At 60.4% G+C, this 15,681-nt stretch carries 17 protein-coding genes; 6 read left to right on the plus strand and 11 right to left on the minus strand.

What is annotated here, in order from left to right:
• The first annotated feature begins 1 nt into the window (after position 1).
• The 4 genes from ACQKPC_RS08085 to ACQKPC_RS08100 all read left to right on the plus strand — a co-directional run bounded on the left by ACQKPC_RS08085 (position 2) and on the right by ACQKPC_RS08100 (position 3,751).
• Complete coding sequence (locus ACQKPC_RS08085; RefSeq protein ID WP_427624130.1) at positions 2-1,684, plus strand: formylglycine-generating enzyme family protein; 1,683 nt, start codon at positions 2-4, stop codon at positions 1,682-1,684.
• Positions 1,685-1,768: 84 nt separating this feature from the next.
• On the plus strand, positions 1,769-2,698 hold the full coding sequence (tagQ, locus tag ACQKPC_RS08090) for a type VI secretion system-associated lipoprotein TagQ (protein ID WP_192345084.1): 930 nt from the start codon (positions 1,769-1,771) through the stop codon (positions 2,696-2,698).
• Positions 2,699-2,976: 278 nt separating this feature from the next.
• Positions 2,977-3,243, plus strand: a complete 267-nt coding sequence (locus ACQKPC_RS08095) for a hypothetical protein (RefSeq protein WP_427624043.1) — start codon at positions 2,977-2,979, stop codon at positions 3,241-3,243.
• Positions 3,244-3,259: 16 nt separating this feature from the next.
• Positions 3,260-3,751, plus strand: a complete 492-nt coding sequence (locus tag ACQKPC_RS08100) for a hypothetical protein (RefSeq protein ID WP_427624044.1) — start codon at positions 3,260-3,262, stop codon at positions 3,749-3,751.
• 45 nt (positions 3,752-3,796) lie between these two features.
• Here the strand turns inward: ACQKPC_RS08100 and ACQKPC_RS08105 are convergent, their stop codons facing one another.
• Positions 3,797-4,177: a DUF6124 family protein gene (locus ACQKPC_RS08105; protein ID WP_427624045.1), complete on the minus strand. Its 381-nt coding sequence runs from the start codon at positions 4,175-4,177 to the stop codon at positions 3,797-3,799.
• Positions 4,178-4,768: 591 nt separating this feature from the next.
• On the opposite strand from ACQKPC_RS08105, the gene ACQKPC_RS08110 reads away from it, so the two are divergent.
• Positions 4,769-5,152, plus strand: coding sequence for a hypothetical protein (locus ACQKPC_RS08110; RefSeq protein WP_008007623.1), 384 nt, complete (start codon positions 4,769-4,771; stop codon positions 5,150-5,152).
• Between the two features lie 121 nt (positions 5,153-5,273).
• Here the strand turns inward: ACQKPC_RS08110 and ACQKPC_RS08115 are convergent, their stop codons facing one another.
• The 7 genes from ACQKPC_RS08115 to exbB all read right to left on the minus strand — a co-directional run bounded on the left by ACQKPC_RS08115 (position 5,274) and on the right by exbB (position 12,570).
• A complete protein-coding gene (locus tag ACQKPC_RS08115; RefSeq protein ID WP_427624046.1) occupies positions 5,274-5,531 on the minus strand; it encodes a hypothetical protein in 258 nt (85 codons plus the stop codon).
• A gap of 143 nt (positions 5,532-5,674) precedes the next feature.
• On the minus strand, positions 5,675-7,075 hold the full coding sequence (locus ACQKPC_RS08120; protein WP_427624047.1) for an aminoacyl-tRNA deacylase and HDOD domain-containing protein: 1,401 nt from the start codon (positions 7,073-7,075) through the stop codon (positions 5,675-5,677).
• A 78-nt stretch (positions 7,076-7,153) separates the two neighbouring features.
• Positions 7,154-9,229, minus strand: coding sequence for an ATP-dependent DNA helicase RecG (recG, locus tag ACQKPC_RS08125; RefSeq protein ID WP_007894644.1), 2,076 nt, complete (start codon positions 9,227-9,229; stop codon positions 7,154-7,156).
• A 9-nt stretch (positions 9,230-9,238) separates the two neighbouring features.
• Positions 9,239-10,168, minus strand: a complete 930-nt coding sequence (locus ACQKPC_RS08130) for a hydrogen peroxide-inducible genes activator (protein WP_008007618.1) — start codon at positions 10,166-10,168, stop codon at positions 9,239-9,241.
• A gap of 267 nt (positions 10,169-10,435) precedes the next feature.
• On the minus strand, positions 10,436-11,182 hold the full coding sequence (locus ACQKPC_RS08135; protein ID WP_008007617.1) for an energy transducer TonB family protein: 747 nt from the start codon (positions 11,180-11,182) through the stop codon (positions 10,436-10,438).
• Entirely contained in the window at positions 11,179-11,607 is a 429-nt protein-coding gene (gene exbD / locus ACQKPC_RS08140; RefSeq protein ID WP_007934588.1) for a TonB system transport protein ExbD, read from the minus strand. The genes ACQKPC_RS08135 and exbD overlap by 4 nt, the downstream gene beginning before the upstream one ends.
• A gap of 6 nt (positions 11,608-11,613) precedes the next feature.
• A complete protein-coding gene (exbB, locus tag ACQKPC_RS08145) occupies positions 11,614-12,570 on the minus strand; it encodes a tonB-system energizer ExbB (protein ID WP_427624048.1) in 957 nt (318 codons plus the stop codon).
• Positions 12,571-12,759: 189 nt separating this feature from the next.
• On the opposite strand from exbB, the gene ACQKPC_RS08150 reads away from it, so the two are divergent.
• The gene (locus tag ACQKPC_RS08150; RefSeq protein WP_427624049.1) at positions 12,760-13,617 is read left to right on the plus strand and encodes an SDR family oxidoreductase; all 858 of its coding nucleotides are present in this window, start codon (positions 12,760-12,762) and stop codon (positions 13,615-13,617) included.
• A gap of 51 nt (positions 13,618-13,668) precedes the next feature.
• Here ACQKPC_RS08150 and ACQKPC_RS08155 read toward each other — a convergent pair whose 3' ends face one another.
• From ACQKPC_RS08155 to ACQKPC_RS08165, 3 genes are all read right to left on the minus strand, one after another.
• Positions 13,669-14,403, minus strand: coding sequence for a hypothetical protein (locus ACQKPC_RS08155; RefSeq protein WP_427624050.1), 735 nt, complete (start codon positions 14,401-14,403; stop codon positions 13,669-13,671).
• Between the two features lie 80 nt (positions 14,404-14,483).
• Entirely contained in the window at positions 14,484-15,224 is a 741-nt protein-coding gene (locus tag ACQKPC_RS08160; protein WP_063342129.1) for a hypothetical protein, read from the minus strand.
• A 57-nt stretch (positions 15,225-15,281) separates the two neighbouring features.
• Positions 15,282-15,662 (minus strand): RidA family protein, encoded by a 381-nt coding sequence (locus tag ACQKPC_RS08165; RefSeq protein WP_427624051.1) that lies wholly within the window; start codon positions 15,660-15,662, stop codon positions 15,282-15,284.
• Positions 15,663-15,681 lie beyond the last annotated feature (19 nt).

The raw sequence follows: 15,681 nt of genomic DNA on the forward strand, positions 1-15,681 counted from the left end.
CATGGTCTGGGCGGATGAAAGTACAGACAAACTGGACAACCCCAAGCCGCTGGCCGACGACGTCAGCCTGCCGCTGCCGTGCGAAGGGCAGATGGTGTTCCGTTACGTCTACATCCTGGCGCAAGGCACTCTGGACGACCGCGAGATCAGCCTCGGCTATCCCTTCAGCGAGGGCGAGTCCGGTTATCAACAGTCGTTCATTTCCGGTTACCGCCGGGACTTTATCAACGGCCAGTTCACCCTCAAGGATCTGCCCAAGGATTGGGGCAAGACCATCACGCCGTTGATGCCGAAGACGGACGCCAAGACCCCGCTCAAGCCGATGCTCTATTTCATCGGCAAATACGAAGTCACCGCCCGCCAATACGCCCAGGTCATGGCCCAGGCGCAATCGCTGGCCAGCGGCGAGCCGGCGCCCACCTGCGAGGCACTGCAAGCGGAAGCGCCGCAAGGCATGGCTGGGCGTTTGCCCAAGGTGAAGCTGTCGCGATTCGAGGCCGAACGCTTCTCGGCGGTGTACAGCGCCTGGCTGATGAAATACCACAAGGACCTGCTACCGGTGAGCGGTCGTGGTACCTCGGCGGAAGAGGGCGGGCTGGGTTTTGTGCGCTTGCCGACCGAGGTCGAATGGGAATTTGCTGCCCGTGGCGGGCAGGCCATTAGCCGTCAGGACCTGGAAGGGCGTCTGTTTCCCCGGCGTCTGGAAGGCAGCGAAAGCGACGGGCCACTGGCCGACTGGGCAGTCTTCAATCAGGTCGCCGGTGGCACCGGCCAGGCAGCGCGTCTGATGCCGATCGGTACCAAACTGCCAAACCCCATCGGCCTGTTCGACGTGATCGGCAACGCCGCCGAGATGGTCCAGGAGTCCTTCCAGCTCGTGCACGCCGGACGCCGCCAAGGCACCTACGGCGGCTTCGTGGTCAAGGGCGGCAACTACCTGGAAGGCGAGGGCACCTTGTTCACCGGGATGCGTCGCGAGTACCCGCTGTTCGCCGCTGACGGCACCGAGCAAAACAACGAAACCACCGGGTTCCGGGTGGCGATTGGCGCGTTGTCGGCGCCACGTTCGCGCTACAAGGAATTGTTTGCCCAATGGCAGAAAGAAGGTCGGCTGGCTTCGCTGACCGATGCCATCGACGACGCCCAGGACCCGACCAAACGCCTGGACAGCATCATTGCTGCCAGCGTCGACCCGAGCCTGCAAGCCGAGTTGGGGCTGGTCAACGAAGAGCTCAAGCGCAACGTCTCGCTCATCGCCCAGCAGCGTGAGGAAGCGGCCGGCAACCTGATCCAGTCGGCGGCCCTGGTGGCCGAGACCGTCAACAACTACAACATTCGCCTGACCAATTTGCAGAAGAGTCGCCAGCAGGCCGTGGACGCCAAGGACGAGGCCAGCGCCAAGCTGTTCGCTACCGCCATCGACAATGGCCGCAGCGCGCTGGACGGCGCGGTGGCGATCTACATCGACAACCTGGCGACCGGCACGCGCTACACCGATGCCGTGATCCAGGCGCAGTTTCAACGCATCAAGGAAGAGTTGGAGCGCAAGCCGGTACTGGGCAAAAGCCTGGTAACGCGCGCAACGTTATTCGTTCGCCATGTCGGTGATTATCGTCAGCAACGACGAGCCGACCCGGCGGCGATATTGAAGGAATTGCTCGCATCGAACGCCCAGCGGTCTTGATCGTTCGTTGTACAGCGAGCTTGGAAGGGACTCAGGCGGCGGTGGGCCGTGCTGAGCTGGTCAAACTTAAAAGAGAACACAACTATGCTTTCCTCCCGTAAACCTTTTGCTTCGCTTTCCAAGCGTCACTTGCTGCTGATGGCCGTTGGCTTCAGCACCGTACTGACCGGTTGCGCCACGTCGCCGACCTCCAAGGTCGCCTCGAGCACCAAGGTCGAGTACTACCCGAACTGCTACGAGCCGGTGCAGCACCTGCGTGCCACCGATTCGAACATGACCAAGTCGGTCGTCACCGGCGCGGCTGTCGGCGCTGTCGGCGGTGCACTGCTGGGCGCCCTGACCGATTCCGAGAACCGTGGCCGCAACGCCGCCATCGGTGCAGCGGGCGGCGCCCTGGCGGGCGGCGCGGCCGGTTACTACACCGAGCGCCAGAAGCAGATCGCCGATGACAACCAGCGCATCGCGTCCTACGCCTCCGACGTCAACAAAAGCGCCGCCGACATCGATCGCAGCACCGCGTACGCCAAGACTTCGCAGCAGTGCTACCAGAACGCGTTCACCAAACTGGTCGCCGACCGCAAGGCCAAGACCGTCAACGACACCGAAGGCCGCAAGCGCCTGGCAGAAATCGTCGCGGGCCTCAAAGAGTCCAACGACCTGATCGTTGCGGTTAACGGTAAAGCCAGCGAAGACCTGAACAACTACACCCAGGCCTACGAAAAAGACCTGCAGCAAGTCGGCGTACAGCGCACTGACGTGGTCACCGTGGCAACCGCCGATACCACGCCAGTCGTGGCACCGACCAAGAGCAAAAAAGCGGTGAAACCGGCGAAAAAACCGGTGCTGCCAACCGTGCCGAAAGAAGCGGTCACCACCGAGAAAACCCTGCAGACCGCACAAGCCAAACAGGCTGAAAGCAAACAGGTCGCCAGCGCAGGCACCACTCAAGTCAACAGCATGTGCAAGAACCCGGACCTGGGCGATTGGGCACCGGTGCCTTGCCCGAATGCTTGATTGAGTTTTTGTAGTTCTTTGATCATTCCCACGCGCTTTGCGTGGGAGTGATCTGTACTGGTTACACCTTGGCGCTGTGCGCCGCCATCTCCTGCGCTTGCAAATGATCCAGCGCTCGTTTCACCAACCACTAAACCCATTCGTAATTCTGCTGAGCGCCGTGCCCCAGCTATTGGAAACCCTCACGAAGTGCGATTCCGGATCATCAAAAAAAGGGGACATGAAGTCCCCTTTCTCTATTCGTGGTTTCGCGACGCCTTGGTCCGATGCTCCGACTGGTGACTGAAGAAGCCAATAACCTGACTTGTTTCACCTTCGCCAAGTCCCATCAGTCCGAATCCGGACAAGGGATTTGCTGTACGGACAGTTCGGCGATCCCGACCCTTACATCGCTCTGCGATTCCGGGCGTCACGGATGGGGAAAAATCCTCCTCGGAGCAGGGATGAAGCTGACAGTAAAAGCAGACGAAGGCTTCATCAGACTCGATGCGGGTGGGGTTACCGTGGTTTGGCTGGTGGCCACTCAAGCCAGCTATTGCTATTAATTTGCAGGATGCAGAAATGACAGAGCCACTTGATTTCAAGAGCAATTACACCGGCGGTGACTACGTATACCTGATGGGCGGGGACGGCTTCAAAACGAACGCGGCAGGTAAAAAACTGATCGATTGTTCACATATGGTGAACTTGTTGCTGACAAGCGCCGGTTACAACATTCCGTTTGAAGACACGCGTGTCATGCAAAACTCCACCTACTACACAACGGTTCTGCCGCAAGACGTGAGACGGGGTGACATCGCTCTTTGGATTAAAGCGCCCCCTAACTCCGCCAGTTCACCTGTGTTTCATACGGGCATCGTTGAAGACTTCAATCCTGCTACCAACGTTGGACACTTCTTTGGTGCTCAAACGAGTACCGGTCCTGCCACAGCGAAATTCGGCCCAAAACCTGCGAGTTACTACTGGCCCATCGTGACCAAATTCCTCAGAGCGAAGGATGCATTCAGAACAGCAGCACCTGCTCTTGCAGGCGTTTCGGATTTCGCACTTTAGACACTCATCGAGAGCGCGCCGATCAAGGCGCGCTCTTTATTGGGTTTACGTCTTGGCTCGATGCTCCGCCGGATTCGGCGAATCAATATGATCCAGCGCTCGCTCCACCAACAACCGGACCCCATCCGCCAATCTGCTGAGCGCCAAGGCTAAGGAGCGTCGTGCACCGTCCGCGTCATCGGCCAGGTTGGCGGCGATGGCGCTGATGGACAGCAGGTCTTCTGAGGCGTTGGCCAGGAGGGCTTCGGTGTCGATGTCGGGGGAGACGGTGAAGAGCTTGCCTTTGCGTTTGGGTTTTTCGTTGGGTGGTGGGGCGAAATGGTGGTCGAGGGCGCGTTCGGCGGCTTCGTGGAGTTTTCTGGAATCGAAGGATTCGTAGGGGGATGTGGCTTCGTTTTCTGGTGGATTCGGTGTCGGCTTGATCATAGATGTAGCTTCCTGGAATTAAGAGGCTGACACCGTTTCGCTTTGCACTTCGAAAGAGGTGGCAGCTGTGCGTTGGTGTGCAAGACCGGTCCAGGTGCCCGGCAGACCCGAAGGTCTCCGACGCACAGCCGCCATAACGATCCGCGAGCATAGGAAAACGCTCGATGAATTGCTATCAACGATTGTGCACCTGAACCGGACTTGCACGTCCGAGTCACCGATTTTGCGGCGACGAACAGAGGTTATCGATGAGGGATCAAGCTGCCTAGTTCATGGACAGCCCGGCGTTTTGAAGGAAATGTCCGAGAAGTTTGAGGGCATCAAGATCAAAAGATCGCAGCCTTCGGCAGCTCCTACAGGAATGTGTTTCTTCAGGTGTAGGGCGGGTGTTGGGTGTGACGCGGAGCGTCACGGGATGCATTCCTACGCGGGAGCGTGGGAACGATCAAGGTGGAGGCGGGGAAAGCGTGACTTGGCGGTCATCATACGGGAAAAGCGGTTCATCTTCTTCTAACGCAACCCGACGGTGGCGTTCTGGCTTGAAGCCGCTACACTGCGCCGGCCGTTCACTTTTCTCTTGAGGCTGTGCGCATGAAATTTCGTTTTCTTCTGTGGATGCTGGGTTTGTTGATGGGTAAGGCCAGTCGGACTAATCCTGCGTTTCAGCAGCAGTTGGGTGACAAGGCATTGGTGTTTCAGCTACAGACCCTGGACGGGAAGGTGGCGCGGCATTTCTTTGTGAAGGATCAGCGCATTACCAGCAAGTCGGGTGTGTATGCCGAGCCGGCGTTTGCGATTGCGTTTAAGGATGCGGCGTATGGTTTTGCCACGATGCAGGCGAAGAACAAGCAGTTGGCGTTTATGACCGGGATTCAGGACAAGTCGATTCAGATCAAGGGCAACCCGGCGTTGGTGATCTGGTTTCAGGGGTTGACCAAGTATCTGAAGCCGAAGAAGGCCAAGCCGAAGGCATAGGTCTTTCGGGTAGCGCGCCGGGGTTTTTCGAGAGCAAGCTAGCCTCTTCAGCCATCCGACTCAAGAGGCTCGCGGGCGTCGAGTGGTTGTGCGGCCTCTAAGTCGCTGAGCGGATTAAAACTCATGCGCTATGTTTCTGCGTACGTCTCTCATGAAGGTAGCGCCCTTGCAGCGCCAGGATCTCAGACTTGCTTAGAACGCCTTTTCTCTTGAGATTGACGAGCAACTGTTCGATGCCATCCAACTCAACGACATCGCCAGTCATACGGGTAATGATCACGGCCATACGGCTCGTGCCATCAGGATCAGCAGTAACCTTGTGGTCTTGAGCAAGCTTGCGGATATGACTTGCAACGCTGACAGCCGCTGTTTGGGTCATCGGAAGCGCTCTATTTGCAGTCGAATCATAGCGGGGCGCAGGTTTGAGGTGATCAGATAAGTCGCGGTGGATTCATCGCGGGCAAGCCCGCTCCCACAGGGATTGCGTAAATCCTGTGGGGGCGTGGCTTGCCCGCGATGCTTTTAAGCCTGACTGAATTGCGAAGCCAGTTCACGCAGCAGCACTTCAGCCTCAAGCACTTTGCTGACCACGTCGTTGGCTTTGTCGCGGGTCAGGCCTACGCGTTCCAGCAGGGCGTCGGGGATGTCTTCGTCCGGGCCGGAGCCGATGCCGCGACCGCGCAGCAGGCGTACGGCCAGGCAGACGAGGTTCGGGTATTCGGCGTAGTCGCCGTCGTAGCTTGGGTCGTGCTGGAAGCGCAGGGCGGTGGCCAGTTCTTCTGGCATGTCCCAGAAGCGCATCAGCCATGAGCCGATCTGTTCGCGGCTGATGCCCAGCAGGTGTTGTTCCACGTAGCTGTGGCACAGGTGCGGGTTGACTTCCAGGTGGCGGCAGATCAGCGAGAAGTGCGGCGGGAATACATGGGCCAGTAGCAAGTAGCCGAAGTTGTGCAGCAGGCCGGCGAGGTAGGTCAGGCCTGCTTCCGGGCGCTGGGCGCGGGGCATGGCGCGGGTCAGGCCTTCGATGACGGCGGCGGTGTAGATCGATTGCTGCCAGTACGGCGTGGTGTGTTGCGGGTGGTCTTTGGGCAGGCTCAGGGTTTTGCCCAAGGCCAGGCCCAGCGCCAGGTTGATCACCAGGTCGAAACCCAATACCCGCACGATGGCGTCTTCCACTGAACGAATCTTGCCCGGCGAGGCGTAGTACGGCGACGCCGCCCAACTGACGACTTGTGCGGCCAGGGCCGGGTCGGTTTCGACGACGCCGGTGATGTCGTCGATGGTGGCGTTGGGGTCGACGCGCAATTTGATGATTTTCTGCGCGGTTTCGGCCAGCGGCGGAATCTCGATGGTTTCTTCCAAGCGTTGCTGGATGCGTCGCGCGGTGAACGCTTGAACGGCCTGGGTGATTTCCTCGCGGTCATCGTCGGGGCGGTCGAGGTTTGGACGGATGCGGTTCACGGCTTCGCCGAAATTGCCGGCGCTGGCCTTGGTCAGCATGGTTTTGAAATCGTCGCTGGAGATTTCCAGCAGCACGCCCGGCTCGCCCGAGTTGATCAGCAACGTCGGTTCGCGCAGCAGGCTTTCTTCATACAGGCACGGCGAACTGGTGAGCGCCGGCAGGCCGGGCAGCAGGCTCAGGCTGTGTTTACCGAGCATTTTTACCAGGCGTTCGGTGGAAACGGCGGTCAACCGGCGGCCGGTGAGTTCGGCGAGGCGGTTGAGGTCCAGCAATTGGCTCTGGGGGAACAGCACCATGAGCGCGCCGACGGCATCGTCGAGCAAGACTGCCTGCACCTTACGCGCGGCGTTCAGGCCGTGATGGTCGAGGACTTCTTCATAGGCGATGCCCAGCTTGCCGAGCAGCAGCCGAATAACAGACGGAGCGTGCGGGGTTTCAGGGGCGAGGGCAACGTCGGTCATGGTCTGTATCCGTTTGCAAACAATTGCAGGAGTATAACCAGCTTGTTTAAAGCCAGGGTCCGGAAACTGCAACAGTGCTCACACTTGGCCGTATTGCTGCCCATGGCGTAGCCAGCGGTCGAGCAGCGGGCTGACATGATCCGGCCAGCGCTCGAGCAAAGCCTGAGCGGCGTCGCGTACGGCGGGCAGTAAGTCGGCGTCGCGCATCAGGTCGGCGACCTTGAATTGCAGCAGACCGGTCTGGCGTGTGCCGAGCATTTCGCCGGGGCCACGCAGTTCGAGGTCTTTTTCGGCGATGACAAAACCGTCGTTGGTTTCGCGCATGATGCCCAGGCGCTGACGGCCGATCTGCGACAGCGGCGGATGGTAAAGCAGCACGCAATGGCTGACGGCACTGCCCCGACCGACACGGCCACGCAGTTGGTGCAGCTGCGCGAGGCCGAGGCGTTCGGGGTTTTCGATGATCATCAGGCTGGCGTTGGGCACGTCCACGCCGACTTCGATCACGGTAGTGGCGACCAGCAGTTGCAGGTTGCCGGCCTTGAACTCGGCCATCACCGCAGCTTTCTCGGCGGGCTTCATGCGACCGTGGATCAAGCCGACTTTCAACTCGCCGAGGGCGGCGGTGAGGTCTTCATAAGTGGTTTCGGCGGCCTGGCAGGTCAGCTCTTCCGACTCTTCGATCAGCGTGCATACCCAATAAGCCTGACGCCCTTCGGCACAAGCGCCGCGCACTCGCTCGATCACTTCGACGCGACGGGTGTCGGTGACCAGCACGGTGTTCACCGGGGTACGGCCGGGCGGCAGTTCGTCGAGGATCGAGGTGTCGAGGTCGGCGTAGGCGCTCATGGCCAGCGTCCGGGGGATCGGCGTGGCGGTCATGATCAGCTGGTGCGGACACATCCGCCCGCCGACGCCTTTCTGTCGCAATGCCAGGCGCTGCTGTACGCCGAAGCGATGTTGTTCGTCGATGATCGCCAGCGCCAGGTTCTTGAACTGCACCTCTTCCTGAAACAACGCGTGGGTGCCGACCACCATTGGCGTACCGCTGGCGATTTGCTCCAGCGCGGCTACACGATTTTTACCCTTGAGCTTACCGGCCAGCCACGCGACTTCGATGCCCAGCGGTTCGAGCCAGCGCTTGAAGGTGATGAAATGCTGCTCAGCGAGAATTTCTGTGGGCGCCATTAATGCGACTTGATACCCGGCCTCCAGCGCTTGCAGTGCGGCGAGGGCAGCGACCACGGTTTTGCCGGCGCCGACGTCGCCCTGAATCAGCCGCAACATCGGCTCGTGCTGACTGAGGTCGTAAGCGATTTCGTTGCCGACCCGTTGTTGGGCGCCCGTTGGGGTGAAGCCGAGGTTGGCCAAATACTGTTGTGGCAGCTTGGTGGCTTTTGGCATCGACGGCGCGCGCAGGGCACGCATGCTCTCGCGCAGGCGCTGCTGGGACAGTTGATGGGTCAACAGCTCTTCGAAGGCCAAACGGTGTTGCGCCCAGTGATGACCGAGGGCGAGTTCGTCGACATCGGCATCGGCGGGCGGGTGATGCAGGTAACGGATCGCATCGGCCAACGGCGCCAGTTGATAGTCCCGGGCCAGTTCGGTCGGCAGCCAGTCGGGCAGGCTGCTGGGGCCGAGCAGGGTCAGGGTTTGCATGCACAACTGGCGCAAACGCTGTTGGGTCAGGCCTTCGGTGAGCGGGTAGACCGGGGTCAGGGTTTCATCCACCGGCGGCGGCTCGTCGCCGGTGATGGCGCGGTATTCCGGGTGGTAGATCTCCAGTCCCGAGGCACCGGGCCGCGCTTCGCCGTAGCAGCGAATGCGCGTGCCGCGTTTGAGACCTTCTTTCTGGGCGTTGCTGAAATGGTAGAAGCGCAAGCTGAGTCCGCCGGTGCCGTCCTGCAGGCGGACAACCAGGCTGCGGCGCCGGCCCATGACCACGTCGGCACCGCTAACGGTGCCTTCGATCACGGCGTCTTGCCCAGGTCGCAAATGGCCGATCGGGACCACGCGGGTACGGTCCTGATAGCGCAACGGCAGGTGGAACAGCACGTCCTGGAGATTCTCCAGGCCGACCTTGGCCAGTTTCTCGGCCATGGCTTCGCCGACACCCTTGAGTGCCGTCACCGACACTTGCGACAACTCGGTCATGGCAGCGACTTAACCGGCCACCACCGGCGCTGGCGGCTTGGCCACCGAGCACAGGCGAATGGAGTCAGCGAGGATTTCAATCGCCTTCGGCCGCGGGAAGCTCGCGCGCCAGGCGATGGCCACGGTGCGAAACGGCACCGGCGCGCTCAGTGGGCGCACTTCGATCACGCCCGGGGCGTAGTGATGGCTGTCCACCGCCGAGAGCGGCAGGATCGAAATACCCAAACCGGAGGCGACCATGTGGCGAATGGTTTCCAGCGAGCTGGATTCCACCGTGGTGTGCTTGGCGCCGTCGTTGCCTTTGGCCAGGGTCGGGCAGGCTTCCAGCACTTGATCGCGGAAGCAGTGGCCTTCGCCGAGCAGCAGCAGGCTCTTGTCGTTGAGCAGGGCGGCGTCGATGGATTCTTTTTGGGTCCATGGGTGCTGGGCCGGCATCAGGACGTAGAACGGCTCGTCGTAGAGCTGCAAGGTCAGCACGTCGGCTTCGTTGAACGGCAGGGCGATGATGATCGCGTCGAGCTCGCCGTTGCGCAGTTTGTCGCGCAGCACGTGGGTGAAGTTTTCTTCGATGTACAACGGCATCTGCGGGGCGACCCGGTGCAGTTGTGGAATCAGGTGCGGAAACAGGTACGGGCCGACGGTGTAGATCGCGCCGACTTTCAGCGGGGCGGTCAACTGGTTCTTGCCGGCCTGGGCCAGTTCGCGGATGCCTTGGGCCTGCTCCAGGACTTTCTGTGCCTGGGCGACAATGCCTTCGCCGACCGGGGTCAGGCGCACGGCGCTCTTGCTGCGCTCGAAAATCAGCACACCGAGTTCGTCTTCAAGCTTTTTCACGCCCACCGACAGGGTCGGTTGGCTGACATGGCAACGCTCGGCCGCGTGGCCGAAGTGCTGCTCTTGGGCGAGGGTAACGATGTAGCGTAATTCTGTCAGAGTCATAGCAAGCGTCCATGAAGTTGCGGGCCAAGCATACCGGCTGCAATCGATAGACGCACGTTATCAGACTGAGTGTGTTGAGTGACACTGGGCAATGCAGGTTTGCCGTTGCCAGATATGCAAAAGGCACCTTTCGGTGCCTTTCATAGGTTGTTACATAACCCTGTGGGAGCGAGCCTGCTCGCGATGGCGGTTTAACAGTCAATGAGGATGTTGAATGCTATGGCCTCATCGCGAGCAGGCTCGCTCCCACATTGGTTCGGCAGTGTCTTAACGGCGACGTTCCAGCGAGTAAACGAACGGCGCAACGATTTCGATAGAGCCGTTGTTCAGCATGTCGGCCGGTGGCTTGGGCAGCGGTTGGGCGCGGCGGATCATTTCCAGGGTGGCCCGGTCCAGATCGGCGTTGCCGGAGCGGCCCACCAGTTCGAACGACAACACGTTCCCTTCGGCATCCACCACGAAGCGCAGACGGTTCAAGCCTTCCTTGCCCCGCTGCTGTGCACTGGCCGGGTACTTTTTGTACTTGGCCAAGTGCGCGAGCAGGGTGCCTTGCCAACTGGCCTTGGCCGCTTGCTGCGCCGGTGATGGGCCGGGTGCCGGCTGAGCGGATTTCTCCGTCGGTGCCTGGGTCGGTTGCGCGTCGCTCGGTTTTTCCTCGGAGGGCTTTTCCTTCGGCGGTTCCGGCTTTTTCTCCACAGGCTTGGGCGGTTGAGGCTTTGGCTTGGGTTTGACCGGCTTGGGCACGGCGATCTCGGCCTTCGGCGCTTCAGCGAGTTTGGGCAGCGGCAGTTCTTCCACCGGGGCCGGTGGCTGTGGCGGCGTGATCACTTTCGGCGGTGCGGGCGGTGGCGGGGCCGGAACCGGCGCCAGCTCGACCATCATCGCTTGCGGCGGCAGCTCGATCGGCGGGCGCGACGTCCAGTTCAGCGCCAGCGCAATGGCCAGCGCATGAACGCCCAGCACTACGGCCAGGCTCCCGCTGTAACGCGTCAGCTTTTGGCGCGTGTTGATCATTTCTTGGCTGCCGTCTCGAGTCCGACCAGGCCGACCTTCAGGTAGCCAGCGGCGCGCAGGGCGTCCATCACGCTCATCAGGTCGCCGTAGTCCACGCCTTTATCGGCCTGGAAGAAGATCGTCGTGTCTTTCTTGCCCTGGGTCTTGGCGTCGAGCGTGGCACCGAGGGCTTCGGTCTTCACTTCGTCTTCGCCGAGGAACAGGCGCTGGTCAGCTTTTACGCTGAGGAACACCGGTTTCTCTGGCCGCGGCGCCGGTTTGGCGGTAGAGGCGGGCAGGTCGACCTTGATGTCCACGGTGGCCAGCGGCGCCGCCACCATGAAGATGATCAACAGCACCAGCATCACGTCGATGAACGGCGTGACGTTGATTTCGTGGTTCTCGGCCAGATCGTCGTCTGCGCCTTCTTTCAAATGCAGGCCCATGGCCGATTACCCCACTTTCACCATGTGCGGTTGCGAGCTGCGCTGCTCGGTCGGCAGGTGGTCGAGATCACGGCTGACCAGCAGCAGGACTTCTGCCGAGGCGTCGGACACTTGTGCCTTGTAACCGGCGATGGAGCGGGCGAAGACGTTGTAGATAACCACTGCAGGAATCGCTGCAACCAGGCCCAGCGCGGTCGCCAGCAGGGCTTCGGCGATGCCGGGAGCTACGACAGCGAGGTTGGTGGTCTGGGTTTTGGCGATGCCGATGAAGCTGTTCATGATGCCCCACACGGTGCCGAACAGGCCGACGAACGGCGCGGTGGAACCGATGGTGGCGAGTACACCGGTGCCGCTGCTCATGTTGCGACCGCAGGCAGCGACAAGGCGCTCCAGACGAAAGCTCACGCGCTCCTTGATGCCTTCTTTCTCGCGGCTGTTGGCCGACAGGCGCATTTCTTCCAGCGCGTCGTGGACCAGCAGGTTGGCGAGGGTGCCTTCCTTGGCTGCCGTTGCGCTGGCTTCTTTAAGGGTGGCGGCTTTTTTCAGGTGGACGATTTCAGTGCGCAGACGACGCTTGGCGCCCATCAGCTCGAAGCCCTTGGCGATCCAGATGGTCCAGGTGATGATTGAGGCGATGGCCAGGCCGATCATCACGATCTTCACGATGATGTCGGCGTTCTGGTACATGCCCCACGGCGACAAGTCATGGGCCATGCCCAACGTGTTGTCGGTTTCGAGGACTTCCGGCACGTCAGCGGCGTCTATGGCCTGGACCGGATCGGTCGCGGCAGGTGTCACGGCAGGCGCTGCGGGTGTTTGAGCGGCAGCAGGCTGGGTGGCCGGCGCTTGTGCATCGGCGAAGGCGGCGGTCGGCGCCAGCATCAGGCTGAGCAGCAGGGCGGCCACAGCGCTCCAGGCGCGAGGTCGTTTGGTTGGCGAAGCGGGGAATTGATTGGGTGTCATGCTGGCCGGACCTGAAAGGAAAAAACGGTAAATGTTCTTCCAGGCCTCGTGAGGCCGAGAACAAAAGTGGCAGGCATTATTGCAAGTAATTCTTGTTAACAAAAGTAATAGAGTATCTTTTTTTCCTTCATTGCTAGCCGCGTGTCCTTTGCCGACGCTAGTCTGTAGCTTTCCGATAGGAGTTTTCTGATGTCCGCGCCTTCTGTTTTGATCGCCGGCTGCGGTGATGTCGGCAGTCGTCTGGCTACGCAATTGTTGGCTTGCGGGTGGGAGGTTCACGGCTTGCGACGTGATGTCTCACGCCTGCCACAGGGCGTGATCGGCGTTGCCGGCGACTTGTTCAATAAAGACTGCCCGGCGACCTGGCCAATCGGTGCGGTGGATTACCTGGTGTATTGCGCGGCGGCCACCGATCACAATGAGGCGGGTTACCGCGCCGCTTATGTGCAGGGTTTGCAGCACGTGCTGGAATGGCTGAACGACTATGGGCAAGTACCCAATCGACTGCTGTTCGTTTCCAGCAGCAGCGTTTACGGCCAGCAGGATGGCGAGTGGGTCGATGAAACATCGCCGACGGTGGCGGGCGGTTACTCGGGTCGTTTGATGCTCGAAGCCGAGCAGGTGGCGCTCGATAGCGGCATCCCGGCCAGTCTCGTGCGCCTGACCGGTATTTATGGTCCGGGTCGAGAGAGGTTGCTGACCCAGGTCCGCAGCGGCTATCGCGTGGCGATCGATCCACCGTTGTACGCCAACCGCATTCACGTCGACGATGCGGCGGGGTTGCTGGCGTTTCTGCTTGAGGCGGATCGACGCGGGGTGGCGCTGGATGATTGCTATATCGGCGTCGACGATGCGCCAGCACCACTGGCAGAAGTGGTGGGCTGGCTACGAGAGTATTTAGGCGTGACCGAATGGGATGACGATGCGAGCGTGCGGCGCACTGGCAGCAAGCGCTGCAGCAATGCGCGGGCCAAAGCCTTGGGCTGGACACCGAAGTACCCAAGTTACCGCGAAGGGTATGCCGCGATACTTGCTCAGGGGAGTTGAACTGAGCGAGCCTCTAAACAACAGGCGCCTGCGGGCGCCTTTGTTTTTGGGTCATTGTTTTACCAGCAGCCACTGGCGTGGGCCGGGGGTGAAGTGGGGGATTTCGTCTGGCCGGGATTGATTGATTGCCTGGGAAATCTCCAGTCGCTTGCCTTTGCGAACGAAAATCCATGTGTCACTCAGGTCGTCCATGCCCAGATACAAGGTGTCATTGCCTGCGCCTTGGCTGGCGCAATCACCGTCCAGGCACAACTCGTATCGATCGGTTCCCGGTAACCCTGAAACATGGCCATCTTCCGTAAACTCGACCCGCTGGCCTGCTCCGTGACTGTCGATGATTTTCCACTGCCCGCCCATATAGGCAGCGTTCAAGGCGCTCCGGAAGGTATCAACCCACCCTGTTTTCGTTTTGGCGGTCTTGCCGGGGCGACTGAACACCTGCTGGGGGACGTACTCCTTGGCCAGTTGAGTCAGTCGCTTGCCATCCAGGCGCAGCTCGTCAGTGCCGTAGCCGTTGTAGTCGACGGTCCAGGCATTGGGTGACTTTTGCAGCAGTTGGCCTTCACCCCTCTCAAAACCGCTGCTCACTTGCGCCTTGCCGGTGTGGGTGTTGATGTCCCATTCCAGATTCCGGCCATGAGTGTTTAAGGATTCACGTAAGGACTGGCCTTGGGCCGCTGCATCGATGGCCGCCTGATTGATCCAGATACCGCTGATATCCGTTTCTGCGGGCATAGAGGTGCAGCCGCCCAACAGCAACAGGCTTAGGATAAGCAGTTGGCGCATGATCAATCCTTGAGCGGGAGGCAAAGAATTCGACGGTGCAGGCTAAAGAAAAAGGAGCCCGTAGGCTCCTGTATTCTGTATCACTGTTTTTCCAGCAACCACTTGCGATCACCCGGGGTGAACTGCGGCATTTCATCCGCCTGTGCGGTGTTCACTGCCTGGAGGATTTCCAGTTCCTTGCCCTTGCGCGCAAAGATCCAGGTGTTGCCCTGACCATTCGCCTGTAGCCACATGTTGTCATTGCCGCCGCTCATCGACGCGCAATCGCCCGCCAGACACAAGGCATAACGATCCGCCCCCGGCAGGCCGGCAACCTGGCCGTCAGCCTGGAATTGCACGGTATTGCCTTCACCGGGACCGCTGACGATTTTCCAGCTGCCGCCCATGTAGGCCGAATACAGTGCGCGTTCGAAACTGGCACCCATCGGTGCGCCGTCCGGCACCGTAACCTGCGCACGGTCGAATACTTGCTCCGGCTCATTGTCGCTGGCGACCTGGCTCAGTTGCTTGCCGTCACGCTTCAGCTCACTACCCGAGCTGCCATAAAAGTCGACTTTCCAGGCGCCGGACTCTTCGCCCAGCAGCTTGCCGTCGACATTTTCAAAACCGTTGGTGTAGCGGGCCTGGCCGGCCTTGGTGTTGACGTCCCATTCCAGGTTCGGGCCATAGGCCTGGAGCGCTTCGCGCAGGGGGCCGCCTTTGGCTGCTGCATCGATCGCCACTTGATTGATCCAGGTGCCGCTGATGTCACGGTCGGCAGGGTTGCTGGCACAACCGCCCAAGAGTAGGGCGACCAGCGAGAGAGCTAGCGCTTGGCGCATGGTGGAATCCTTTCAAAACAAGATCGGCGCAGCCTTTAGAAGGCTGCGCCGGACACATTACTCGATGACCAGAATGGCATCCATCTCAACCTGCGAACCCTTTGGCAGGGCTGCTACGCCGATGGCGGCGCGGGCAGGGTAAGGCTGGTCAAAGTACTTGCCCATGATCTCGTTGACCTTGGCGAAGTGGCTCAGGTCGGTGAGGAAGATGTTCAGTTTGACGATGTCCTTGAGCGAACCACCGGCCGCTTCAGCCACGGCTTTGAGGTTCTCGAACACCTGGACGGTCTGGGCTTCGAAGCCTTCAACCAGTTCCATGGTTTTTGGGTCCAGAGGAATCTGGCCCGACATGTAAACAGTGTTGCCGGCCTTGATTGCCTGGGAGTAAGTGCCGATGGCAGCCGGGGCCTTGTCGCTGTTGATAACGGTCTTGGTCATGTATGACTCCTTGTGAAGG

This window comes from Pseudomonas sp. NPDC089918, from assembly GCF_050280605.1.
In the GTDB taxonomy this organism is placed as follows: domain Bacteria; phylum Pseudomonadota; class Gammaproteobacteria; order Pseudomonadales; family Pseudomonadaceae; genus Aquipseudomonas.

Coding starts and splice junctions, on each gene's coding strand:
- ACQKPC_RS08085 (WP_427624130.1), top strand. CDS start 2: ATGGTCTGGGCGGATGAAAGTACAGACAAACTGGACAACCCCAAGCCG.
- tagQ (WP_192345084.1), top strand. CDS start 1,769: ATGCTTTCCTCCCGTAAACCTTTTGCTTCGCTTTCCAAGCGTCACTTG.
- ACQKPC_RS08100 (WP_427624044.1), top strand. CDS start 3,260: ATGACAGAGCCACTTGATTTCAAGAGCAATTACACCGGCGGTGACTAC.
- ACQKPC_RS08105 (WP_427624045.1), bottom strand. CDS start 4,177: ATGATCAAGCCGACACCGAATCCACCAGAAAACGAAGCCACATCCCCC.
- ACQKPC_RS08110 (WP_008007623.1), top strand. CDS start 4,769: ATGAAATTTCGTTTTCTTCTGTGGATGCTGGGTTTGTTGATGGGTAAG.
- ACQKPC_RS08115 (WP_427624046.1), bottom strand. CDS start 5,531: ATGACCCAAACAGCGGCTGTCAGCGTTGCAAGTCATATCCGCAAGCTT.
- ACQKPC_RS08120 (WP_427624047.1), bottom strand. CDS start 7,075: ATGACCGACGTTGCCCTCGCCCCTGAAACCCCGCACGCTCCGTCTGTT.
- recG (WP_007894644.1), bottom strand. CDS start 9,229: ATGACCGAGTTGTCGCAAGTGTCGGTGACGGCACTCAAGGGTGTCGGC.
- ACQKPC_RS08130 (WP_008007618.1), bottom strand. CDS start 10,168: ATGACTCTGACAGAATTACGCTACATCGTTACCCTCGCCCAAGAGCAG.
- ACQKPC_RS08135 (WP_008007617.1), bottom strand. CDS start 11,182: ATGATCAACACGCGCCAAAAGCTGACGCGTTACAGCGGGAGCCTGGCC.
- exbD (WP_007934588.1), bottom strand. CDS start 11,607: ATGGGCCTGCATTTGAAAGAAGGCGCAGACGACGATCTGGCCGAGAAC.
- exbB (WP_427624048.1), bottom strand. CDS start 12,570: ATGACACCCAATCAATTCCCCGCTTCGCCAACCAAACGACCTCGCGCC.
- ACQKPC_RS08150 (WP_427624049.1), top strand. CDS start 12,760: ATGTCCGCGCCTTCTGTTTTGATCGCCGGCTGCGGTGATGTCGGCAGT.
- ACQKPC_RS08155 (WP_427624050.1), bottom strand. CDS start 14,403: ATGCGCCAACTGCTTATCCTAAGCCTGTTGCTGTTGGGCGGCTGCACC.
- ACQKPC_RS08160 (WP_063342129.1), bottom strand. CDS start 15,224: ATGCGCCAAGCGCTAGCTCTCTCGCTGGTCGCCCTACTCTTGGGCGGT.
- ACQKPC_RS08165 (WP_427624051.1), bottom strand. CDS start 15,662: ATGACCAAGACCGTTATCAACAGCGACAAGGCCCCGGCTGCCATCGGC.